The 22,603-nt window shown below is 72.6% G+C and carries 24 protein-coding genes; 14 read left to right on the top strand and 10 right to left on the bottom strand.

What is annotated here, in order from left to right:
- The first annotated feature begins 35 nt into the window (after positions 1–35).
- From AB0M08_RS18820 to AB0M08_RS18805, 4 genes are all read left to right on the top strand, one after another.
- On the top strand, positions 36–638 hold the full coding sequence (locus tag AB0M08_RS18820) for a TetR/AcrR family transcriptional regulator (RefSeq protein WP_364494437.1): 603 nt from the start codon (positions 36–38) through the stop codon (positions 636–638).
- A gap of 79 nt (positions 639–717) precedes the next feature.
- The gene (locus AB0M08_RS18815; protein ID WP_364494434.1) at positions 718–1,473 is read left to right on the top strand and encodes a glucose 1-dehydrogenase; all 756 of its coding nucleotides are present in this window, start codon (positions 718–720) and stop codon (positions 1,471–1,473) included.
- A gap of 1 nt (position 1,474) precedes the next feature.
- Complete coding sequence (locus AB0M08_RS18810; RefSeq protein ID WP_364494431.1) at positions 1,475–2,419, top strand: SDR family NAD(P)-dependent oxidoreductase; 945 nt, start codon at positions 1,475–1,477, stop codon at positions 2,417–2,419.
- On the top strand, positions 2,416–2,868 hold the full coding sequence (locus AB0M08_RS18805) for a TIGR03618 family F420-dependent PPOX class oxidoreductase (RefSeq protein WP_364494428.1): 453 nt from the start codon (positions 2,416–2,418) through the stop codon (positions 2,866–2,868). Before AB0M08_RS18810 ends, AB0M08_RS18805 begins: the two co-directional genes overlap by 4 nt.
- 42 nt (positions 2,869–2,910) lie before the next feature.
- On the opposite strand, the gene AB0M08_RS18800 is transcribed toward AB0M08_RS18805, so the two are convergent.
- Complete coding sequence (locus tag AB0M08_RS18800; RefSeq protein ID WP_364494426.1) at positions 2,911–3,636, bottom strand: SDR family oxidoreductase; 726 nt, start codon at positions 3,634–3,636, stop codon at positions 2,911–2,913.
- Between the two features lie 47 nt (positions 3,637–3,683).
- Here AB0M08_RS18800 and AB0M08_RS18795 point away from each other — a divergent pair, with 47 nt between their 5' ends.
- Genes AB0M08_RS18795 through AB0M08_RS18780 form a run of 4 tightly spaced genes read left to right on the top strand, consistent with a single transcriptional unit; the run spans position 3,684 to position 6,997 of the window.
- Positions 3,684–4,415 (top strand): enoyl-CoA hydratase family protein, encoded by a 732-nt coding sequence (locus tag AB0M08_RS18795; RefSeq protein WP_364494424.1) that lies wholly within the window; start codon positions 3,684–3,686, stop codon positions 4,413–4,415.
- Positions 4,412–5,260, top strand: coding sequence for a CoA-transferase (locus AB0M08_RS18790; RefSeq protein ID WP_364494422.1), 849 nt, complete (start codon positions 4,412–4,414; stop codon positions 5,258–5,260). Before AB0M08_RS18795 ends, AB0M08_RS18790 begins: the two co-directional genes overlap by 4 nt.
- Entirely contained in the window at positions 5,244–5,951 is a 708-nt protein-coding gene (locus AB0M08_RS18785) for a CoA-transferase (protein ID WP_364494419.1), read from the top strand. The genes AB0M08_RS18790 and AB0M08_RS18785 overlap by 17 nt, the downstream gene beginning before the upstream one ends.
- Entirely contained in the window at positions 5,948–6,997 is a 1,050-nt protein-coding gene (locus AB0M08_RS18780; RefSeq protein ID WP_364494417.1) for a nitronate monooxygenase, read from the top strand. The genes AB0M08_RS18785 and AB0M08_RS18780 overlap by 4 nt, the downstream gene beginning before the upstream one ends.
- Here AB0M08_RS18780 and AB0M08_RS18775 read toward each other — a convergent pair.
- Positions 6,981–8,141, bottom strand: a complete 1,161-nt coding sequence (locus AB0M08_RS18775; protein ID WP_364494414.1) for an acetyl-CoA C-acyltransferase — start codon at positions 8,139–8,141, stop codon at positions 6,981–6,983. The genes AB0M08_RS18780 and AB0M08_RS18775 overlap by 17 nt on opposite strands.
- A 64-nt stretch (positions 8,142–8,205) precedes the next feature.
- Between AB0M08_RS18775 and AB0M08_RS18770 the strand changes: the two genes are divergently transcribed.
- The 5 genes from AB0M08_RS18770 (at position 8,206) to AB0M08_RS18750 (ending at position 12,836) form a co-directional block, all read left to right on the top strand.
- Entirely contained in the window at positions 8,206–9,339 is a 1,134-nt protein-coding gene (locus AB0M08_RS18770; RefSeq protein ID WP_364494411.1) for an acyl-CoA dehydrogenase family protein, read from the top strand.
- A 5-nt stretch (positions 9,340–9,344) separates the two neighbouring features.
- A complete protein-coding gene (locus AB0M08_RS18765; RefSeq protein WP_364494409.1) occupies positions 9,345–9,989 on the top strand; it encodes an acyl-CoA dehydrogenase family protein in 645 nt (214 codons plus the stop codon).
- Positions 9,986–10,846, top strand: coding sequence for a TIGR03619 family F420-dependent LLM class oxidoreductase (locus AB0M08_RS18760; RefSeq protein ID WP_364494407.1), 861 nt, complete (start codon positions 9,986–9,988; stop codon positions 10,844–10,846). The genes AB0M08_RS18765 and AB0M08_RS18760 overlap by 4 nt, the downstream gene beginning before the upstream one ends.
- Before the next feature lie 34 nt (positions 10,847–10,880).
- Entirely contained in the window at positions 10,881–11,387 is a 507-nt protein-coding gene (locus AB0M08_RS18755) for a PadR family transcriptional regulator (protein WP_364494404.1), read from the top strand.
- 111 nt (positions 11,388–11,498) lie between these two features.
- A complete protein-coding gene (locus AB0M08_RS18750) occupies positions 11,499–12,836 on the top strand; it encodes a right-handed parallel beta-helix repeat-containing protein (RefSeq protein WP_364494402.1) in 1,338 nt (445 codons plus the stop codon).
- Positions 12,837–12,863: 27 nt separating this feature from the next.
- Here AB0M08_RS18750 and AB0M08_RS18745 read toward each other — a convergent pair whose 3' ends face one another.
- Genes AB0M08_RS18745 through AB0M08_RS18735 form a run of 3 tightly spaced genes read right to left on the bottom strand, consistent with a single transcriptional unit; the run spans position 12,864 to position 15,935 of the window.
- Entirely contained in the window at positions 12,864–13,979 is a 1,116-nt protein-coding gene (locus AB0M08_RS18745) for a sulfotransferase (RefSeq protein WP_364494399.1), read from the bottom strand.
- Positions 13,976–14,785 (bottom strand): SDR family oxidoreductase, encoded by an 810-nt coding sequence (locus AB0M08_RS18740; RefSeq protein WP_364494396.1) that lies wholly within the window; start codon positions 14,783–14,785, stop codon positions 13,976–13,978. The genes AB0M08_RS18745 and AB0M08_RS18740 overlap by 4 nt, the downstream gene beginning before the upstream one ends.
- A 22-nt stretch (positions 14,786–14,807) precedes the next feature.
- Positions 14,808–15,935, bottom strand: a complete 1,128-nt coding sequence (locus tag AB0M08_RS18735) for a hypothetical protein (protein WP_364494393.1) — start codon at positions 15,933–15,935, stop codon at positions 14,808–14,810.
- An 80-nt stretch (positions 15,936–16,015) separates the two neighbouring features.
- Between AB0M08_RS18735 and AB0M08_RS18730 the strand changes: the two genes are divergently transcribed.
- Complete coding sequence (locus AB0M08_RS18730) at positions 16,016–17,158, top strand: alcohol dehydrogenase catalytic domain-containing protein (protein WP_364494391.1); 1,143 nt, start codon at positions 16,016–16,018, stop codon at positions 17,156–17,158.
- A 24-nt stretch (positions 17,159–17,182) separates the two neighbouring features.
- Here the strand turns inward: AB0M08_RS18730 and AB0M08_RS18725 are convergent, their stop codons facing one another.
- The 5 genes from AB0M08_RS18725 to AB0M08_RS18705 all read right to left on the bottom strand — a co-directional run bounded on the left by AB0M08_RS18725 (position 17,183) and on the right by AB0M08_RS18705 (position 22,514).
- Positions 17,183–17,863 carry an FKBP-type peptidyl-prolyl cis-trans isomerase gene (locus tag AB0M08_RS18725; RefSeq protein ID WP_364494388.1) on the bottom strand — a complete coding sequence of 227 codons (681 nt, stop codon included), beginning with the start codon at positions 17,861–17,863 and terminating at the stop codon, positions 17,183–17,185.
- 64 nt (positions 17,864–17,927) lie between these two features.
- Positions 17,928–19,547: a GMC oxidoreductase gene (locus tag AB0M08_RS18720; protein WP_364494385.1), complete on the bottom strand. Its 1,620-nt coding sequence runs from the start codon at positions 19,545–19,547 to the stop codon at positions 17,928–17,930.
- Positions 19,544–20,695 (bottom strand): thiolase domain-containing protein, encoded by a 1,152-nt coding sequence (locus tag AB0M08_RS18715; protein ID WP_364494383.1) that lies wholly within the window; start codon positions 20,693–20,695, stop codon positions 19,544–19,546. Before AB0M08_RS18715 ends, AB0M08_RS18720 begins: the two co-directional genes overlap by 4 nt.
- A complete protein-coding gene (locus AB0M08_RS18710; protein ID WP_364494380.1) occupies positions 20,692–21,618 on the bottom strand; it encodes a lipid-transfer protein in 927 nt (308 codons plus the stop codon). The genes AB0M08_RS18715 and AB0M08_RS18710 overlap by 4 nt, the downstream gene beginning before the upstream one ends.
- Entirely contained in the window at positions 21,615–22,514 is a 900-nt protein-coding gene (locus AB0M08_RS18705; protein ID WP_364494377.1) for an OB-fold domain-containing protein, read from the bottom strand. The genes AB0M08_RS18710 and AB0M08_RS18705 overlap by 4 nt, the downstream gene beginning before the upstream one ends.
- Positions 22,515–22,603: the final 89 nt, after the last annotated feature.

Raw genomic sequence — 22,603 nt, 5'->3', positions numbered from 1 at the left:
CAAGCAAGCGATTGGCCGGGCGGGATAATGGGCGGGTGACGACCCCGAACAGCAGGAAGACGGACCGGCGCACCGACCTGGTCCGGCTCGCCGGTGACCTCTTCGCCGAGAAGGGATTCCGGGCCACCACGGTGCGCGAGATCGCCGACGCGGCCGGCATCCTCTCCGGCAGCCTGTACCACCACTTCGACTCCAAGGAGTCGATCGGCGACGAGCTGCTCAGCGCGTTCCTGGAGGACGTGCTGGCCGGCTACCGCGCGGCGACCGCGGACGGCGGCGACCCGCGGACGGCGATCGAGAGGATCGTCCGGTCCAGCACCGAAACCCTCGCCCGGCACCGCGCGGCGCTGACCATGCTGCAGAACGACTGGTCGTACTTCAGCGCGCAGCCGCGGTTCGGCTACCTGCGCACCGCGATGAAGGAGATCGAGCAGACCTGGATCGACCAGCTGGAGCGCGGCAAGGAGACCGGCCAGTTCCGCGCCGACCTGGACGCCCGCCTGGTCTACCGGCTGCTCCGCGACATCCTCTGGATCCCGACGTCGTGGCGGCAGGGCGCGGGCTGGACCACCGACCAGATCGTCGAGGGCTTCCTGAGCCTGCTCTTCGACGGCATCACCACCCACCCCGCCACCTGAACCGCGCACTGGAGCGACCGGCCGGACCGGCGTAGGGTCTACCAAGCAAGCGCTTGGTAGAGGCGTACCGGGAGGCTCCGTGGGCAGGCTCGAGGGCAAGGTCGCGCTGATCACCGGCGGGGCGCGCGGGATGGGCAAGGCGCACGCGCGGCACTTCGTCGCCGAGGGGGCGCGGGTGGTGATCGGCGACGTGCTCGACGCGAAGGGCGAGGCGGTCGCCGCGAAACTGGACGGCTGCCGGTACGTCCACCACGACGTGACCAGCGAGGACGACTGGACGGCCGCGGTCGGCGCCACGATCGCGGCGTTCGGGCGGGTCGATGTGCTGGTCAACAACGCCGGCATCCTGCGGCACGCCCCGATCGCCGAGATGGAGCCGGCCGCGTTCCGCGAGGTGCTCGAGGTCAACCTGGTCGGCTGCTGGCTCGGCATCCGGGCGGTGGCCGGGCCGATGACCACCGCGGGAGGCGGGTCGATCGTCAACATCTCGTCGGTGGAGGGCATCGCGGGCGCGTCCGGGCTGGCCGCCTACAGCGCCAGCAAGTTCGGGGTCCGCGGTCTCACCCGCTCGGCCGCGCAGGAGCTCGGCCCGGCCGGGATCCGGGTCAACTCGGTGCACCCGGGCGGCGTCCTGACCTCGATGTCGCTCGGCGCCGCCGACACGCTGACCCGGGTCGACCCGCTCGCGTTCCTCAAGGCGCTGCCGCTGCCCCGCTTCGCCGAACCGGTCGAGATCTCCCGGCTGGTCGCGTTCCTCGCCTCCGACGAGGCCTCGTACACGACCGGCGCCGAGTTCCTCGCCGACGGCGGCCTCCTCAGCGGCCCGGGCTACTGACATGGCCGCTTCCGATCAGACCAGGGCCGCCGCCGTGAACACGCTGGAGGGCCTCGTCGCGGTGGTGACCGGGGCGGGCCGGGGACTCGGTGCGGCGGAGGCGGTCGCCCTCGCCGGGGCCGGGGCGCGGGTGGTGCTCAACGACCTGCCCGGGCCCGGCCTGGAGGCGGTCGCCGACCGGATCAGGTCGGCCGGGGGCGAGGCGGTGACCTGCCCCGGCGACGTGGCCGAGTGGTCCACCGGCGCCGCGCTGCTCGACCGGGCCGTGCGGGCGTTCGGCGGCGTGCACGTGCTGGTCAACAACGCCGGTGTGCTGCGTGACCGGATGGTGTTCTCGATGTCCGAGCAGGAGTGGGACACCGTGATCCGGGTCCACCTGCGCGGGCATTTCGTGACGACGCGCTTCTTCACGGCGTACTGGAGAAAGCTTTCCAAGAACGACGGACGGCCGGTGACCGCGCGCATCGTCAACACCGCGTCCGAGGCCTATCTGCTGGGCTCCGCCGGGCAGCCGAACTACGCCGCGGCCAAGGGCGGCATCGTGAGCCTGACGCTGGCGACCGCACGTGGTTGCGCCGCCTACGGGGTACGCGCGAACGCCATCTGCCCCCGCGCCCGCACCGCGATGACCGATGCGCTGATGGGCCCGGCACCGGACGGCCCCGACCCGCTCGACCCGGATCGCGTGACACCGCTCGTCGTCCACCTCGCCGGGCCGCACGGCGACCGGATCACCGGCGAGGTCCTCGTGGTGCACGGCGACGTGATCGCCCTGCTCGGCCCGCCGACGGTCCGCTCGGTCCTGCACGCGGCCGGTGACCGCTGGACGCCCGGCGAGCTGGACGCCGCCCTCGCCCCGCTCTTCACCGCCGATCCCCCGCGCCCCGGTTACGTGTGCGAGGAGACGCTGCCGCTGGCCGCGTCCACGCTCGGCGAGGCCCCGTGAAGCAGCGCGAGACGGTGGCGATGACCGGGGACGAGGTACGCGCCTTCCTCGCCGGGGGCCGCAAGACGCACCTCGCCACGATCAACCCGGACGGCACGCCGCACCTGGTGACGATGTTCTACGGACTGCGCGGCGACCGGATCGTCTTCTGGACCTACCGCGCCGCGCAGAAGGCCCGCAACCTGGCCCGCGATCCCCGGGTGACCTGCCTGGTCGAGGCCGGCGAGGAGTACTTCGCGCTGCGCGGCGTCCAGGTGACCGGCACCGTCGTCCCGATCGCCGACCTGCCCGGCGTGACCGAGATCGGCCGTCTGATCGCCGCCCGCCTGCCGGACGTGCCCGCCGAGGCACTGGACGCCTACGTCGCCCAGGCCGCCCCGAAGCGCACCGCCTACGTGGTGGTCCCCGCCCGCGTCACGAGCTGGGACCACCGCAAGCTCCTGCCGTGACCCCGGGTTTCAGCTGGTGCTCAGGGTCTGCTTCTGCGGAGGCTACGCCCCGCCCCGCCACTCCGCCAGATACGCCGGCCACTCGCCGCCTCCGTGCACGGCGAGGGCCGCGCCGCTGATGTAGCCGGCCATCGGCGAGGCGAGGAAGAGGCAGGCCCCGGCGACGTCCTCGGTGCTGGCCGGGCGGCCGAGCGGGACCGTCCTGGCGAGCGCGGCGTGGTCGACCGCGTCCCCGACCGGGCCGACGACCAGCGAGTTCACCCGCACCTTCGGGCCCCACTCGGCGGCCAGGCTGGTCGCGAGGTGGTGCAGGCCCGCCTTGGCCGCGCCGTACGCCGCCGTACCGGGCGACGGCCGGGTACCGCTGACGCTGCCGATCATCAGGATCACCCCGCCGGAGGGCTGCTCCCGCATCACCGTGTTGGCGGCCTGCGAGACGTGCAGCGGCGCGATCAGATTGAGCTCGATCACCTTGGCGTGCAGGCGGGGCGAGGCGTTCGCCGCGTCCGCGTGCGGCCCGCCACCGGCGTTGTTGACCAGCACGTCGAGCCGCCCGAAGCGCCCGACCGCGGCCCGGATCAGCGCCGAGGCCTGGTACGGATCGCGGACGTCGGCCTGGAAGAAGTCGTTGTAGTCGGCCGGGGTGTGCCGCCCGCAGACCAGCACACCGGCCCCGGCGGCACGGAAGGCCCGGGCGATCGCCGCGCCGATTCCCCGGGTCCCACCGGTCACGACCACGGCACGGCCGGAGAAGTCGAGGGGGTCCATGCGCCGATGCTAGCTAACCAAGCAAGCGCTAGGTTAGCCTGCGAGGCGTGGCCGTTCATCTGCGCCCCGGCCCGATCGCCGAGGTCGTCATCGATTTCCCGCCGGTCAACGCGCTCCCCGCGGCCGGCTGGCTCACCCTGGCCGAGACCCTGACCACGGCCGGCGCCGACCCCGCGACCCGGGTCGTGGTGCTCTCCGCCGAGGGGCGCGGCTTCTGCGCCGGCGTCGACATCAAGGAGATGCGGCGTACGCCCGGGCACACCGCCCTGCTCGCGGCGAACCACGGATGCGCGGCCGCCTTCGCCGCGGTCTACGACTGCCCGGTCCCGGTGATCGCGGCGATCCACGGCTTCTGCCTCGGCGGCGGGATCGGCCTGGCCGGCAACGCCGACCTGATCGTGGCGACGGCGGACGCGACCTTCGGCCTCCCGGAGGTGGATCGCGGCGCGCTCGGCGCGGCCACCCATCTCTCCCGCCTGGTCCCGCAGCACCTGATGCGCACGATGGTCTACACCTGCCGCGCCCTGACAGCAGAGCAGCTGCATGCCTGGGGTTCCATAACCGAGATTTCGGAGACCAGCCGCCTCCGGCAGACCGCACTACGCCTCGCCGAGGAGATCGCGGCCAAGGACCCCGTGGTCATCCGGCGGGCCAAGGAGTCGCTCAACGCGATCGACCCGGTGGACGTCAAGCGCTCCTACCGCCTGGAACAGGGCTTCACCTTCGAACTCAACCTGAACGGCGCCGGCGACCGGGCCCGGGAGAGGTTCGGCGCATGAAGGACATGACCCTCGACGAGGTCGTCGGCGAGATCCGGGACGGGATGACCGTCGGCGTCGGCGGCTGGGGCTCCCGGCGCAAACCGATGGCCCTGGTCCGCGCGCTCGCCCGCTCCGGCGCCCGCGACCTGACCCTGGTCACCTACGGCGGCCCGGACGTCGGCCTGCTGCTCGCCGCCGGCTGCGTGCGCCGGGTGGTCACCGGCTTCGTCTCGCTCGACTCGATCCCGCTCGAACCGCACTTCCGCCAGGCACGCCGGGCCGGGACCGTCGAGCTGACCGAGTACGACGAGGGGATGCTCTACTGGGGCCTGCTCGCCGCCGCGAACCGCCTCCCGTTCCTGCCGATCCGCGCCGGGCTCGGCTCCGACGTGCTGCGCGTCAACCCCGACCTGCGCACCGTCCGGTCCCCGTACCCGGGCGGCGAGGAACTGGTCGCCATGCCCGCGCTCCCCCTCGACGTCGCGCTGATCCACCTGAACCGTGCCGACGCGCACGGCAACGGCCGCTACCTGGGCCCGGACCCGTACTTCGACGATCTGTTCTGCCTCGCCGCCCGCCGCCGCTTCGTCTCCTGCGAGCGGATCCTGAGCACCGCCGAGCTGACGGCCGCCGGCCCGCCGCAGGGCCTGCTGGTCAACCGGGCGATGGTGGACGGCGTGGTGGAGACCCCGAACGGCGCCCACTTCACCAGCTGCGTCCCGGACTACGACCGCGACGAGGCGTTCCAGCGGTCGTACGCGGAGGCCGCCGCGAACCCCGGCGACTGGGCGACGTTCCGCAAGCGCTACCTCGACGGCGACGAGTCCGACTATCAGAGGGCGATCGATGACGGACCCGGCTAGCGACGTGACCAGGGACGATGTGACCAGGGACGACGTGTGCGTGGCCGCCTGCGCCGACGCGTGGCGGGGCGACGGCGCGATCCTGGCCAGCCCGACCGGCGCGATCCCCCGGCTCGGCGCGCGGCTGGCCCAGCTCACCTTCGCGCCCGATCTGCTGCTCACCGACGGCGAGGCCACCCTGGAGTACCGCGGCGCCGGCGAGGGCTGGCTCCCGTACCGGGCGGTCTTCCAGCTGGTCGCGGCCGGCCGGCGGCACGTGATGATGGGCGCCAGCCAGCTCGACCGGTACGGCAACCAGAACATCTCCTGCGTCGGGGACTGGGCCCGCCCGCACCGCCAGCTGCTCGGGGTGCGCGGCGCGCCCGGCAACACCGTCAACCACGCGACCAGCTACTGGGTGCCGAAGCACACGCCGCGCGTCTTCGTCGAACACGTCGACATGGTCTGCGGCGTCGGCTACGACCGCCCGGCCGGGCCGTTCCACGAGCTCCGGGTGGTCGTCACCGACCTGGCCGTCCTCGACTTCGCCACGCCCGACCACCGGATGCGCCTCCGCTCGGTCCACCCCGGCGTCACCGTCGACGAGGTCCGCGCCGCGACCGGTTTCGATCTGACCGTTCCGGCCCGGGTCCCGGTCACCCGTGAGCCGTCCGCCGCGGAGCTGGCGCTGATCGGCGGGCTACGGCGGTGAGGACCGCGCTCACCGGCCTCCTCGGTTGCCGGCACCCGATCGTGCAGACCGGCATGGGGTACGTCGCGGGCGCCCGCCTGGTCGCCGCCACCAGCGCGGCGGGCGGCTTCGGCATCGTCGCCTCCGCGACGATGACCCTCGAGGAGCTGCGGGAGACCATCCGGGCGATCCGGCGCGAGACCGATGCTCCCTTCGGGGTCAACGTACGGTCGGACGCGCCGGACGCCGGCGAGCGCATCGATCTCCTGATCCGCGAGCGGGTCCGGCTCGCCTCGTTCGCGCTGGCGCCCAGCCGGGACCTGATCCGCCGGTGCGCCGACGGCGGGGTGCTGACCATGCCCTCGGTCGGCGCCCGCCGGCACGCCGAGAAGGTGGCCTCCTGGGGCGTGGACGCGGTGCTCGTCCAGGGCGGCGAGGGCGGCGGGCACACCGGGCCGGTCCCGACCTCGCTGCTGTTGCCGCAGGTGGTGGACGCGGTGGAGGTGCCGGTGGTCGCGGCGGGCGGCTTCTTCGACGGGCGGGGGCTGGTGGCCGCCCTGGCGTACGGCGCCGCCGGGATCGCGATGGGCACCCGCTTCCTGCTCACCTCGGACAGCCCGGTCGCCGGGCGGGTCAAGCGGCTCTACCTGGACGCCCCGGTCACCGGCACGGTGGTCACCACCCGCGTCGACGGGGTGCCGCACCGGGTGCTGCGGACGGCGTACATCGACCGGCTGGAACGCTCCGGCCGGCTGACCGGGCTGGTCCGCGCGCTGCGGAACGCGGCCGTCTTCCGCCGCCTCGCGGGCCTCTCCTGGCCGGAGGCGGTCGGCGCCGGGCGCGCCGCACGGCACGGCCGGGGCCTGAGCTGGCAGCAGACCCTGCACGCCGCGAGCACCCCGGTCCTGCTGCGTACGGCCATGGTCGAGGGCCGGCCCGACTACGGCGTGATGTCCGCCGGCCAGGTCACCGGGGTGATCGACGACCTGCCGTCCTGCGCCGAGCTGATCGACCGGATCATGGCGTCCGCCGAGGAGACCCTGGCCCGGCTCAGAGACGTTCGATGACGGTGACGTTCGCCTGCCCGCCACCCTCGCACATGGTCACCAGCCCGTACCGCCCGCCGGACCGCGCCAGCTCGTGCACCATGCCGGTGATCAGCCGCGCGCCGGTCGCCCCGAGCGGATGACCGAGAGCGATCGCCCCGCCGTTGACATTGACCCGCTCCGGGTCCGCCCCGGTCTCCCGCATCCAGGCCAGCACCACGCTCGCGAACGCCTCGTTCACCTCGAACCGGTCGATCTCGTCCACGCTCAACCCGCACCGGCGCAGCGCGTGCCGGGTCGCCTCGATCGGCGCGGTCAGCATCAGCACCGGGTCGTCCCCGCGCGCCGAGACGTGGTGGATCCGGGCCAGCGGCCGCAGACTGTGCTCCCCGATCGCCCGCGACGAGGCCACGAGCAGCATCGCGGCTCCGTCCGCGAGCTGACTCGACGTCGCCGCCGTGGTGACTCCGCCCTCTCGCAGCGGCGCCAGCGCCGCCATCCGCTCGGCCGAGGTGTCCGCCCGCGGGCACTCGTCAGCGGTGCACCGTCCGATGGAGACGACCTCTCCCGCGCCTGCATCCGTTTCTTCGTGACTTCTCTGGTCCGGGGAAGGGGCATGGGCCCGCAGGGCTCGCTCGTGACTGCGCAGCGCGAAATCCTCCAGCTCCGGCCGGGTCAGGGACCACTTGGCGGCGATCTCGTCGGCGCTGCGGAACTGGTTGACCTCCTGGTCGCCGTAGCGGGCGGTCCAGCCCAGCGACCCCGCGTAGGGACCCACCGCGCCCATCGCGCTGCCGATCGGGACCTGGGACATGCTCTGCACGCCGCCGGCCACCACCAGGTCGGCCGTGCCGCTCGCCACCGCCTGGGCCGCGAAGTGCACCGCCTGCTGGCCCGAGCCGCACTGCCGGTCCACCGTCACGCCGGGCACGTGCTCCGGGAGGCCGACCGCGAGCCACGCCGTCCGCGCGACGTCACCGGACTGCGGCCCCAGGGTGTCCACGCAGCCGAGGATCACGTCGTCCACCGCGGCCGGGTCGACGCCGGTCCGCCGCAGCAGCTCCGCGATCACGATCCCGCCCAGGTCGGCGGGGTGCACCTCGGACAGTCCGCCGCCGCGCCGCCCGACCGGACTGCGGACCGCACCCACCAGATAGGCCTCCACCGTTGACGCCCTTCCGGATAGCCGAGTAGAACAGGTTCTAAATCTACCGCGATCGGGGCGACCGATGCACGTGGGATACACGCCGGATCAGGAGGCGCTGCGCGACCGGCTGCGCGCCTACTTCGCCGCGCTGATGACGCCGTCGCTCCGCGCCGAGCTGGACGGCGGCGATCACGGCGACTACGGCGACGGGGACGCGTACCGGGAGGTCGTCCGGCGGCTGGGCGAGGACGGCTGGCTCGCGCTGGGCTGGCCGGCCGAGTTCGGCGGCGGCGGGCGCTCCCGGATGGACCAGCTGATCTTCGCGGACGAGGCGGCCCTGGCCGGAGTGCCGGTGCCGTTCCTGACGCTCTACACGATCGCGCCGACGATCATGCGGCACGGCACCGCCGCGCAGAAGGCCGGGCTGCTGCCCCGGATCGCGTCCGGCGAGGCGCACTTCGCGATCGGCTACTCGGAGCCCGAGGCCGGCACCGACCTGGCCGCGCTGCGCACCCGGGCGGTCCGCGACGGCGACCACTACGTGATCACCGGGCAGAAGATGTGGACCAGCCTGATCCGGTACGCCGACTACGTCTGGCTGGCCTGCCGGACCGACCCGGACGCGCCGCGGCACCACGGCATCTCGGTGCTGATCGTCCCCACCGACTCCCCCGGGTTCTCCTGGACGCCGGTGCGGACCCTGGCCGGGCCGACCACCAGCGCCACCTACTTCGAGGACGTCCGGGTGCCGGTCTCCGCCCTGGTCGGCGCGGAGAACCAGGGCTGGCGCCTGATCACCGACCAGCTGAACCACGAGCGCGTGGCGCTGACCTCGGCCGCCCCGCTGCAACGGGCCCTCGCCGAGGTCACCGCGTGGGCACGCGCTCAGGGCGTACGGGAGAAGGAGTGGGTGCGGCTGCACCTGGCCCGCGCGCACGCCGGGATCGAGGTGCTGAAGCTGTTGAACTGGCAGGTGGCGGCGGCCGCCGGCAGCGGACCCGGGCCGGTGCGGGCGTCGGCGAGCAAGGTCTACGGCACCGAGCTGGCGATCGAGGTCTACCGGCTGCTGATGGAGGTGCTCGGGCCGGCGGCGCTGGACGGCCGGATCGAGCGGATGCACCGGGCGGCCCTGATCCTCACGTTCGGCGGCGGCGCCAACGAGGTGCAGCGGGACATCATCGCGGCCGGCGCGCTCGGCCTCCCGATCCGGAGGTGACCGAAATGGACTTCGATCTGACCGAGGCGGCGCGGGATCTCGCCGCGCTCACCCGGGAGCTGGCGCAATCGGGACGACCGCTCTGGCCCGCCCTGGACGAGGCCGGGGTGCTCGCCGCGACGCTGCCGAAGGACGCCGGAGGGGAGGGACTCGGGCTGATCGAACAGTGCGCGATCCTGACCGAACTGGGCCGGCACGCCGAAGCCGAACGGTTCCTCGACACGATCGCGCCGGCCGGGACGCCGGCGCACACCACGGTCGGGATCGCCGCGGCCCAGCTCGGCGTGGTCGAGCGTGCCCTCGAGATGACCGCGGCGTACGCGCGCACCCGGGTGCAGTTCGGCCGTCCGATCGGGTCGTTCCAGGCGGTGTCGCAGCGGCTCGCCGACGCGTGGATCGACGTGGAGGCGCTGCGGCTGGCGACCTGGCAGGCGGCGTACCGGCCGGAGCCGGACACCGTGGCGACCGCCGGGTTCTGGGCCGCCGAGGCCGGTCACCGGGTGCTGCACACCGCGGTCCACGTGCACGGCGGCGCCGGGCTCGACCTGGAGCACCCGCTGCACCGCTACTACCTGGCCGCCGAGCGCCTGGAGTTCCGGCTCGGCGGCGCCACCGCCCAACTGCTGGCACTCGGAGAGGCCCTCCCGTGAAATTCACCCTCGGCATCGCCCTCAGCCCGCTCGACCAGCTCACCGCGCTCGCCCGGACGGCCGAGGAGTGCGGGTTCGACGCGATCGCGCTGCCCGACTCGATCTTCTTCGCCGAACAGGTCGACGCGGCGTACCCGTACACGCCGGACGGCAGCCGGTTCTGGAACGCCGAGACGCCCTGGCCGGACCCGATGGTCGCGGCGGCCGCGATGGGCGCGGTGACCAGCCGGATCCGGTTCTACACCCAGGTGCTCAAGCTCGGCCCGCGCAGCCCGGTGCTGCTCGCCCGCCAGATCGGCACGGTCGCCGCGCTCACCGGCGACCGCTTCGGCCTCGGCGTCGGGCTGGGCTGGTCCCCCGAGGAGTCCCGCTGGTGCGGCGCGCCCTTCGCCGACCGGGGCGCCCGGGCCGACGAGTCGATCGAGATCCTCCGGCTGATCCTGGGCGGCGGGATGGTCGAGTACCACGGCCGGCACTTCGACTTCGGCCGCCTGCGGATGAGCCCGGCGCCCGCCGTACCGGTCCCGCTCTACGTCGGTGGGCACACCGGGGCCGCCCTGCGCCGCGCGGCCCGGGTGGGCGACGGCTGGTCCTCGGCGATGATGCGCTTCGACGACCTGCGGGCCACCGTCGCCCGCCTCGGCGCGCTGCGCAAGGAGTACGGCACCGACGACCGGCCGTTCGAGATCCAGGCCGTCTGCGTGGACCGGCACGGCCTCGACGGGTACCGGCAGCAGGCCGAGGCCGGGGTGACCGACGCGATCGTGGTGCCCTGGCGCTCCTTCGCGGCCGACCTCGGGTCCAAGCAGGACGCGCTGCGCCGATTCGCCGACACGGTCATCCATCGACTCCCATGATCCGTCCAGATTAACCTAGGTTAGCCTGCACGGCGTGTACCTCGACATCCTGATCCTGACCCATCTCCGGGGCAGGCCGGCGCACGGCTACGAGATCAAGCGGAGGGTCTCCGACACCACCGACCGGGCGCTGAACAACAACATGCTCTACCCCGCGCTGCGCCGTTTCGAGGCGGCCGGCGCGGTGACCAAGACGGCCGAGGAACTGCCCGGGCGGCCGCTCCGGCACGTCTACGTGCTCACCGATCTCGGCCACGAGATGCTGCACGACATGCTCACCGAGTTGCCCGCCGAACTGGCCGGCAGCGACGACGAGTTCCTGGCCCGGCTCGGCCTCTTCGACGAGCTCACCCGGGACGAGCGGCGCGAGGTGCTGGCCGCCCGCGACCGCGCGCTCCAGGGCCGCCTCCGGCATCTGAAGGGGCAGGCCGCCCGGGCCGCGAGCAGCCGGCAGAACCGGGACTGGGGCATCCGGGTGACCGCCGAGCTGATCGGCCGGGTGGAGCGCGAACGGGCCTGGCTGACCGAGCTCGACCGGTAGCGCTCACGGGAGCGTACGGGGACGGACGGTGACCTCCTTAGGATCCAGAGGTCGCCCGGCCCCCACCGGGTGGCGTCCCCGTACATCCCCAAGCACGAGGAGCAAGAACCGGTGAGTATCCGGAAGAGAGTGCGGAACACCGCGCTCGTCTCCGCCCTGGCGGCCAGCGCCGTCGCGGCGATCATCATCCTCCCCTCGATGGGCCACGCCGCCTCCGCCTACTACGTCTCCCCCACGGGTAGTGACAGTGCGGCCGGCACCGCGTCGGCGCCGTTCCAGACGATCGCGAAGGCGCAGACCGCGGCGGCCGCCGGCGACACGGTCTACCTGCGCGGCGGCACGTACGCCTACACCACGGCGACGAAGACCTGCTCCAGCCAGACGGCCGTGGTCGACGCGATCACGCTGAGCAAGAGCGGCACCGCGGGCAGCCCGATCAGCTACGTGAACTACCCTGGCGAGAAGCCGGTCTTCACGTTCTCCGGGATGACCGGCGTGGACTGCCGGATCAAGGGCTTCGACGTCACCGGCAGCTATCTCTACCTGCGCGGCATCGGGGTCAGCGGCGTGCCGCAGAACAACAGCCTCAACCACGAGTCGTGGGGCATCTGGATCTCGGGAAGCAACAACACCTTCGAGAAGATCAACACACACGGCAACATGGGTCCGGGTCTCTTCATCGCCAAGGGCGGGAACAACCTGGTGCTCAACTCGGACTCGTACGACAACTACGACCCGTACAGCTCGAACGGGGCCGGGGAGAACGGCGACGGGTTCGGCGCGCACATCGCGGCCGGGAACTCCGGCAACGTGTTCCGCGGCTGCCGGGCCTGGTGGAACTCGGACGACGGCTTCGACCTGATCAACGCGTACTCGTCGGTGACGATCGAGGACTCGTGGTCGTGGCGGAACGGGTACCTGCCCGAGACGACCACCGCGATCGGCAACGGGACGGGGTTCAAGATGGGTGGCTACGGCGGCGTCTACGTCGCCACGGCCGTCAAGCACACCGTGACGAACTCGGTGGCGTTCCTCAACCGGGGGCCGGGCTTCTACAGCAACCACCACCCGGTCGCCAACGACTACGTCAACAACACCAGCTACAGCAACGGCACCGACTACAACATGCTGGGGATCAGCTCCAGCGGCGCGGCGGTCGGCCTCGGCAACCTCAAGAACAACATTGCGTACGGTGGAACGCTCACCGCCAACATGACGGGGACGACCGCGACCACCAACTCGTGGAACCTGGGCGTGACGATGTCCGACGCGCAGTTCCAGAGCGTGACGACGACCGGCTGGAACGTCTCCCGGCAGTCGAACGGCAGCCTCCCCGTGCTGACCGCGCTGCACCTGGCCTCGGCCAGCACCCTGATCGACAAGGGCACCGACGTGGGCATCGCCTACAACGGGTCCGCTCCTGATCTGGGTGCCTTCGAGACCAGCTGATCAGCGGTGACACGGCGGCCGCGGTGGTCACTCCATCGCGGCCGCCACATCGGTATCGGTCAGGCCGAACGACGCCAGGTCGTATTCGTGGGCGGGCTTGGGCGTACCCGAGAGGTGTTTCTCCATCGCCGCCCGGGCCGTGCCGCTCAGCGGTGTCCCGAGGCGGTCGTAGATCCGGCCGACGACGCGCAGCGGATCGGCCGCGAAGTCCCGGTAGTCCACGTCGATGAACCGGCCGGCGTCGTGCCGGGCGCGGGCGGCCCGGAAGGCCCGCTCGCCCCGGGACCAGAGCGCGAGCTGCGACCGCCCCAGCAGAGCGCCCCGGAAGCCCGCCGACCAGCCCTCGGCGGCCCGGGCGTTGAGGCTGCAGACCGACGCGATCGCCGCCGCCGGGTCCCGGTGGGTCCGGACCACCACCGCGTCGGGGTAGACCGCCAGGAGCGCGTCGAGTGCGAAGAGATGGCTCGGGTTCTTCAGGATCCACCGGCGGCCCCGGTCCGCCATGCCGATCAGCCGCAGGTTCCGCCGGTGACGCCGGTAGGCCGCGGTCCAATCGTTTCCGGCCAGCCAGTCGGCGTAGTCCGGGATGTACGCGGTGCACTCGAAGGAGACCGAGGTCATCGACTGGCAGAGCAGCCGCCAGCACTCCTCGATCTGGTCCGGGCCGAGATGGTGGACGCCGTCCAGCGCGGTGTGCCGCCGATAGGCCGCGCTGAGCACCGCATACACGGGGTGATCGGCCCACTCCCAGCGCGGCGGGCGGGGCTGCGGCGCCTCGGTGAGCCACAGCTCCAGACCCTGGTGCGCGGGGTCGGCGGTGAGCAGCCGGTGCAGCGTGGTCGTGCCGGTACGCGGCAGCCCGGTGATGAAGACCGGACGCTCGATCCGGACGCCGGCGTGTTCCGGGTACTGCCGCCAGGCCGCCTCGCTGAGCAGCCGGGAGACCAGGGCGCCGCGTACCAGGCCCCGCGTCGCCTTGCTTCCCACCGGGGTGAGGGCGGCGGTCTCCGCGTACGCGAGAAGCAGTTTCCGTAATCCCTGCCGGTAGTCCTCGTCGCCGAAGTCGTCGAGCCCGGTGATCCTGGTGGCGGAGGCGTGCAGGTCCTCGACCGTCCCGACGTCGGTGCGCGGGCCGGCGGTCATGCGTGGAACTCCCCGCAGTTGACGTCGAGGCACTGTCCGGTGATGCCGCGGGCCAGCCCCGAGGCGAGGAAGACCACCGCGTCGGCGACCTCGTCCGGCTCGGGCAGCCGCCGCAGATCGATACCCGCGGCCGTCTCGTCGTAGATCTGCCGCGCCGGGACGCCCCGCTCCGCGGCCAGATGGTCGAACCACATCCGCAGCGTGTCCGCCCAGATCCAGCCCGGCGCCACCGAGTTGACCCTGACCCCTTTCGGACCCAGCTCGCTCGCCAGGTTCTGCGCCGCGGCCAGCAGCGCCGCCTTCGCCAGCCGGTACGGACCGAACGGCTTCCGCGAGTGCCGCAGCACCGCCGAGTTCACCACGACGACGTTCCCGCCGTTCCTGATCAGCGCCGGGGTGACCGCCTGGATCGTCCGGAGCGCGGCGAGCAGGTTCACGTCCAGGCTCTCCCGCAGCTCGCCGACGTCGACCCGCCCGAGCCCGCGCATCGGCGGCATCGTGAACGCGTTCTGCACCAGCACGTCCACCTCGGCGAGCGCGGCCAGCTCCCGGCAGTCGCCGGTGAGGTCGACCGGCAGGGGGCGGGCCCGCGGGCCGATCTCACCGGCGACCTCCTTGAGGAACGCCGCCGTCCGCGCGACCAGCACCACCTCGGCCGCGCCCTGTTCGGCGGCGCGCAGCGCGATCGCCCGCCCGAGACCCGGCCCCACCCCGGCGACCAGCACGACCTTGCCGTCGAGGAGCCCGCCGCCGCTGATGCCGCCGCCGCTGATGCCGCCGCCACTGATGCCGCCGCCGGTGTGCATCAGCTCTCGCCTCCGCCGTGCATCAGCCGAGCATCCGGTCCGCGACCGCCGCCTGCCGGGCCGCGATCCGCTGCCGCCACTGCTCCGGTGTGATCGTCTCGTGGTACGGCAGCACCTTCGGCAGGTCGTCCACCGCGACGATCTCCACGGCCGGGCCGTCCTCGGCGGTCAGCGCGCGGGACAGCCGTTGCCAGCGCAACTGGACGTAGCCACGGCGATGCCCGGTCCGTTCCAGCCAGTTGGCGACGCCTGGGTCACGCTCGCTGATCACGTACCGGATCAGCCCGTCCGGGTCGGCCTTCGCCTGCGCGGTGGTGAGGCTGGTCTGGTGGTTGATGTAGTCGAGCGACACGTACCACATGCTGCCCAGCTGAATGCCCTGGTAGGGCGCGTCCGACCGGGGCACGGTGACCACCATGGCCTGGTCGTCGTCCAGCTCGTAGTGCCCGACCGAGGAATACTGCGTGCTCAGCCCGCCCGGCGTCGGCCGCGGCGGCGTCAGCGTGTTCACCGGCAGCCCCAGATAGAAGCGCTCGGCGAAGGCGAGGAACGTCCGCAGCCGTCCGATCAGCATCTTCCCGGCGACGCCGTAGCGTTTGGTGAGCGCGTCCAGCGTGGGCGGTGGCGGGGCCGCGCCGATCCGGTCCACACGCTGGATGCGCAGCCTGCCCGGGCGCTCACCGGCCCAGTCGCTGAAAACCTCACGAACGACGAGCATCGCTTTCGGTACGCCCTCCGCGAGCCGCACCGTGTACGCCCCGTCCTCGGCGACCGCCAGCTCCCGGTCGTCGAAGGCGCTGAGACTCCCCGGCACCCGCACCGGCGAATACTCGCCGTCGAGGATCTGGAAGCTGAGATCCGCCGTGCTGCCGCGCTCGCCGGTGACCACGTACTCCGCGTCGTTCCGCAACCAGGCGTGGAAGTACAGCGTGTCCGGGTTGTCCAGACCCATCTTCGTGTACGGCCCGGTGGAGCGGACGAAGTACGGGAAGTCCCGCTGGTAGGCCCACGCCATCTGCACCGAGGCCCGGATGCTCCCGGCGAGATAGTCGTGCCCCTCGGCGAGGTCCCGCTCATCCCGGCAGTGCGGGGCGGCCTCGATGATCCGCTCGGCTTCCCGGATCGCATCCGCAAACGACGTCGTCAGCACACCCTCGACATTAGAACGTGTTCTATAAATCAGGCAACAGTGCTTGACCTTCGACGAGAACGCGTTCCACCCTGTGACCCATGCTGGCGTACCGCCTCCCGGGCTGGGGCATGCCCCCGATCCTCACCGACGTGCCCGTGCCGACACCCGCCCCGGGCGAATTCCTGATCCGGGTGGCGGGCTGCGGCCTGTGCCGCTCCGACCTGACCATGCGCGCCATGCCCCGCACCTACGGCGAGAAGCTCGGCTGGCAGATCCCTTTCACCCTCGGCCACGAGACCGCCGGCTGGATCGCCGCCGCCCCCGCCCTCGTCCCCGCCGCCATTCCCGCCCGCACCTCGCCCTCGCACCCCCGCGCGCCCTCGCCCTCCACCGTGGGCGACATTTCCGATATAAGCTCTTTATCCGTCACTGTCGATCCGGTGGTCCGTGATCTGGCCGTGGGTGACGCGGTGGCTCTCGTGGCGGCGGCCTCCTGCGGCACGTGCCCGCTCTGCCTCCGGGGCCTCGACAACGCCTGCCCGAGCGGCGTGACCGGCCGGGGTTTCGGGCGCGACGGCGGCCTGGCCGAGTTCGTGCTGGCCGGATCCCGCCGCGAGCTCATCCCGCTCGGCCCGCTGGACCCCCGGCACGCCGGCCCGCTCACCGACGCCGGAGCGACCGCCTACCACGCCGTACGCCGGGCCCTCCCCCACATCCTCCCCGACGGCACCGCCGTGGTGATCGGCGCCGGCGGCCTGGGCGCCTTCGCGGTGCAGTTCCTCCGCGTCCTCACCACCGCCCACGTGATCGCCGTCGACACCAACCCGGCACGCCTCGACTACGCCACCACGCTGGGCGCCCACTCCGCCCTGCCCGCGCTCACCACCACCGGAGCCGACGCCGTCCTGGACTTCGTCGGCACCGACGAGACCATCGCCGCCGGTCTCGGCGCCCTGCGTCCCGGCGGCGCCTACGCCCTGATCGGCTCCTCCGGCGGCCGCCTGAACCGCCCGTGGTTCGGCACGCTCCCTCGCGACGCCGAGATCTTCACCTTCCAGGGCGGCACCATCGCCGACGCCCACGAGGTCATCGCCCTGGCCGCCGCCGGCCGGATCCGCAACGAGATCGAGGAGTTCCCGCACACCGCCATCGACAAGGCCTACACCCACTTGACCACCGGCACCCTGACCGGCCGCGCCGTCATCACCTTCCCGGCCTCAGCCCCGCCGGGACACCCATGACCACCAGCCGCCGGCCCGGGGTGGTCAGGAAGCGGAGAGGACGTCGACGATGAAGCGCAGGGCGCCCGCGGGCTGGCCGCCGGACGGGCTGTCGCCGTACGCCAGGTCGGACGGGATGTCCAGCTGGACGCGGCTGCCGACCTTGACGCCGATCAGGCCCTGGTCCCAGCCCTTGATGACGCTGCCGCCGCCGATCCGGAAGCTGAAGGCCTCGGAGCGGCTCCACGACGAGTCGAACTCGGTGCCGTCCGCGTAGGTGACGCCCACGTAGTTCACGTCGATGGTCTGCCCGGACTCGACCGCCGCGCCGGTGCCCTGGATGAGCGTCGTCACCTTCAGCTCGGTGAGGGTGCCGGTGCCGGCGGTCGCGGCCGGCTTCGTGCTCAGGGCCGCATCGGCGCCGGCCGGCAGCGACGGGAAACCCGCGCTCGCCGACGCGGTGGGATCACCGGTGGCGGTGTCCGACGACGACGTGGTGATCCACCCGATCAGGCCGACGAGCAGTGCCAGCACGACCGCCGCGACGCAGGCCGCGGTCACCACGCGGCGGCGCTTCTCCCGGGCTCGGGCGCGCGCCTTGGCGGCCTTCGCCTCGGCCCGCTTCTCCGCCTTGGTCTTGAGCGGCTGTCCGGCGCCGGTGCGCGGCTGGCCGGGGGCGGCACGTCGGGTGGCCGTGGTGTTGCGGCTCGTCACAGATTCGGGCACCGCCCGACGATACCGTGAACGGCCGGTACCCGGCCGCCACCGGGTGCGGGATCCGCCGACGGCGTCAGGCGTGGGCGGCGATGAAACGGTCCATCAAGCGCTCGGCGTTGGCCGTGATGGTCAGGGACGGGTTGGCCAGGCAGGTGGAGCCCGGTAGCAGGGCGCCGTCCACGCAGTACAGGTTGGTGTATCCGGTGACCAGGCCGGCGTAGTCGGTGGCCTTGCCCATCACCAGGCCGCCCAGCGGGTGGTAGGTATTCTTCGAGCCCAGGCCCATCCCGGTGCCGCGGTCGTAGCTGGGCAGGCCGGTCAGCAGGTTGCCGGTCTTCCCCTCGGTCTCCCACCAGAGGCGGGTGACCAGGTCGCGGCCGGCCTTGTCGGAGGAGGTGGCCATCTCCGCGTACGGCCAGTAGACCTTCCCGGCACCGGTCGCCGCGTCGTAGCGGATCTCGCCGCGCTCGGACGACAGGCTGGTGACCAGGTGCGCGGTGGTCGGCGGCACCCAGGACGGGACCGGGGCGGCCTCCCACGCCATCGCGGCCGGGGCGTACGGGTTCGCGTCGTCGTAGAACTTCACGTTGCCGGGGCCGCCCTGCGCCGAGCCGACGTCCTTGCGCAGGTTGATCCGGGCGACCAGGAAGTCGCCGTTGTTGGCCCAGCCCTTGCCGACCTGGGTGCTGGTCAGCTTCGGCAGCCTTCCCTTCGCCCGCGAGGTGAGCAGGAGTGACGTGCTGCCCACCGAACCGGCGGCGAGGAAGAGGTAATCGCAGGTCAGCGTCTTGGTGGCGAGCACCGAGCCGGTCTCGTCGATCTGCTTGGCGGCGACCTCGAACGTGGTCACCCCGGAGACCTCGCGGATCTCGGTGACCTCGTGCAGCGGCAGGACCGTGGTGTTGCCGGTCGCCTCGGCCCACTTCAGGTAGTTGCGGTCGACGCTGTTCTTGGCGCCGGAGTTGCTGCCGAACGGGCCCTCGCCGATGGTGTGGCAGGCCACCGCGCGCCCGGCCAGCTCGTCCCGGATCACGTCCCAGTTCACCCCGAACGGCACCGAGACCGGGGTCTGCCCGAACTCGGCGATGTACTCCAGCCAGGCCCGGGCGCCCTTGTACTGTGCCGCGTTCTGGACGTCGGTGGGGATCGTCGCGGCGCCCAGGTTCTGCCGGGCGCGCGGCCAGTACGTGCCGTTGAAGTCGGCCCACGGCAGGTCGGAGGGGTAGACCTTGCCCCAGTCGGCCTCCCGGGGCTGCGGCAGGAACATGCCGATGACCAGCGAGCCGCCGCCGACCCCGGAGCCGCAGAGCACGTTGATCCCGTCCCCGGCGTGGGTGGCGATCAGCCCGGCCTTCTTCTCGATCACCGTGCTGACGTCCAGGCCGAGCGGCGGGTGGTCGTTGAACCAGGCGCAGCGCCAGTCCGGTTTCGTGATGGTGCAGAACGTGCTGCCGGAGCCGTCGACCGTCCAGCGGCGACCGCGTTCGATCACCGTCACCAGCATCCCGGCCTGGGCGAGGCGGTACGCCGTCACGGCGCCGCCGAACCCGCTGCCGATCACGATCGCGGTCTTCCCGGCCAGGGCGGGTACCGCGCCGTACGCGGCGAGCGGCCCCTCCCAGCCCAGGATCCCGGTGGCGACCGCGGCGCCCGCGCCGAGCGCACCGATCCTCAGAACCTGCCGTCTTTTCATGGCCGCCTCCCGACAACCCACATGGAGAAGAACTGGGATCCGCCCCCGTACGCGTGCCCGAGCGCGGTCGTCGCACCCGGCACCTGATGGGCACCGGCCCGCCCCATCACCTGCATGGCCGCCTCGGCGAACCGCAGGAGTCCCGAGGCGCCGATCGGGTTCGAGCAGAGCACCCCGCCCGACGGGTTGACCGGCAGCCGCCCGCCGATCGCGGTCTCCCCGGCCTCGGTCAGCTTCCAGCCCTGGCCGGGGGCCGCGAAGCCGAGGTTCTCCAGCCACATCGGCTCGTACCAGGAGAACGGGACGTAGAGCTCGGCCACGTCGATCTCGTCGATCGGTGCGGTGATCCCGGCCGCCCGCCACAGCGCGCGCGCCGCTTCGGCGCCGGCACGTGGGTCCACATGATCTTTTCCCGAGTACGACGTGGGCTCCGAACGCATCGCCGTCGCCTTGATCCACGCGACGTGCCCGGTCGACGCCTCGGCGGCGGCCTGATCGCCGATCACCACGGCGCACGCCCCGTCCGACGAGGGACAGGTCTCGTCGTAGCGGATCGGGTCCCAGAGCATCACCGACGACCGCACCGACTCGCACGTGATCTCGGGCTGCCGCAGGTGGGCGTAGGGATTCAGCGCCCCGTTCCGCCGGTCCTTGACCGCGACCAGGGCCCCGACGTGCGGCGGCGCCCCGGCCCGCCGGATGTACGCCCGGACGTGCGGCGCGAAGTACCCGCCCGCCCCGGCCCCGATCGGCGCGGTGAACGGCGGCTGGATGGAGAGCGCCCACATCGCGTTCGACTCGGACTGCTTCTCGAACGCCACGGCCAGCACCCGCCGGTGCACCCCGGCCCGGATCAGCGTGGTCGCCACGATCGCGGTCGCGCCGCCCACCGACCCGGCCGTGTGCACCCGGAGCAGGGGTTTCCCCACCGCGCCGAGCGCGTCGGCGAGGAACAGCTCGGGCATCATCACGCCCTCGAAGAGGTCCGGCGCCTTGCCCAGCACCACCGCGTCGATCTGCTCCCAGGTGGTCCCCGCGTCCGCCAGGGCCCGGTCGATCGCCTCGCGGCAGAGTCCGGCCATCGAGACGTCGAGCCGCTTGCTGCGGTGCTCGGTCTGCCCCGTGCCCAGCACGGCCGCCCTGATCACGGCTCGGCCCGCATCACGCAGACCAGGTTCTGCTGCAGGGCCGGTCCGCTGGTCGCGTGACCCAGGGTGACCGTCGACCGCCCGGTGAGGATCTCCTCGGCCGCGGTGCCGATCCGGGCCAGCCCGGCCGCGAACATCGGGGCGGGGCGGCGGGTGACCCGGGTCTTCGCCCCGAGCCCCATCGCGCGCCGCAGCAGCAACCCCTGATGGAGGTAGGGAGCGTGCAGCTCGGCCACCTCGACGCCCGCGACATCGGCTTCGGCCGCGGCCGCGGTGGCGGACGGAACCGTGGTGAGATCCCGCTCGCCGAGCCCCTGCGGATCGATCCGGTGTGCGAACCCGGTGATCCAGGCCGGTCTCTCGCGCAGTTGCCGGGCCCGTTCGGTGGCGGCGAGGACCACCGCCGCGGCGCCGTCGGGGACGGGAGCGCAGTGGTTCACGCGAATCGGCGGGGCCACCCAGTCCGACTCATCGGATAGATCCACGTCGCTGAGCACGCCCGCGTCGATCGCCGCCCGGGCCTGCAGCGCCGCGATGCTGACCGCGTCCGGCCAGAGCGGCGCCACCGTGTACGGGTCCAGCTGCAGCGCCAGGATCCGCCGGATGTCGCCCGCGGACGCCGCGCCGAACCCGTACACCAGGGCGGTCTCCGCCTCCCCGGCGAGGATCTTCACGTACGCCTCGTAGAGCGCCCACGCCGCGTCCATCTCCACGTGCGACTCGCAGATCGGCGGGCTGGCCCCGATCGCGTCGACCGCGCTGACGAACGAGAAGGCCCGCCCGACCACGTAGTCCGACGACCCGGAGCACCAGAAGTCCACCTCCCGGCGCTCCAGCCCGGCATTCGCCAGGGCGCGCTGGAACACGGGTACCAGGTCCACCGAGCCGATGGACTGTGCGAATCCGACGACGGCGACGCTCACAGGTGCTCCGCATACGTCTCGTAGGGCGCGTCCGGCTCCCCGGACGGTTCGAAGTGCGCGATGTTCTCCGGGGTGGTGGACCACTCCGCGGGGTCGCGCCAGGAGGCGGCCACCCGCATGCCCATCCGGACCTCGGCGGCGTCGATCCCGGTCACCAGGTGCGGGATGGGGATGTCCGCGCCGTCCAGCAGCACCTGCGCGACGACGTACGGCGGGGTCAGGCGCTGCCCGGCGAACGGCACGTTCACCACACAGAACGTGGTGATCGTGCCGTGGTCGGCGACCTCGACGATCTCCTCGGTGTGCACCCCGTCGACCGGGCAGATCCGCGGCGGGACGTAGACCTTGCGGCAGACCGGGCAGCGCCGGCCGGTGATCCGCCCCTCCTGGAGCGCGCGCAGGTACCGTCCCTCGCCGGGCGACGTGGTGTGCGTGTACTCGAGCGTGATGGGCGTGACGATCCCGGTGACATCCTCGCTCGGCGCTTGCGGGACGCCGGAGGTCCCGGAGACGTCGCCGGGCTCGAAGCCCTCGATGTCGGTGATGTGCCCCCGCCGCACCGCGGCCCACCGGATCCGCACCCGCACACCGGTGGACACCCCCGCCGCCGCGCGGTGCAGCAGCGCCGTGTCCGCCCCGTCCAGCCGCACCAGCGCCCACCCCGTCGTCCCGCTCACCACGGTCCCCACCGGCGCCACCTCGACGAGATCGGTCACCGGCTCGTGGGTCACCGGGTCGTACTCCAGTGGCGGCACGTGCACCCGTCCGTCCGACGTCCGCGCACCGAGCACCCGCCGCGCCCGCAGCCCGCTCATGAACCGGCTCAGCACCGGGCCGAGCGACCGGGTGTAGTCGAAACTGATCGTCATCGGCGCGGTGAGCGAATCCACGTCCATGAGTGAAACACGTTCCAATCTTCAGCGGCAAGCGCGCTCGCCAACCGTCTCTGAACGCATGGAACACGTTACAGAGACCCCGCCGAGCC

Source organism: Actinoplanes sp. NPDC051851 (assembly GCF_040681165.1).
In the GTDB taxonomy this organism is placed as follows: Bacteria; Actinomycetota; Actinomycetes; order Mycobacteriales; family Micromonosporaceae; genus Actinoplanes.
The sequence above is the reverse complement of the archived record's forward strand: the minus strand, read 5'-3'. Positions and strand labels throughout refer to the sequence as shown.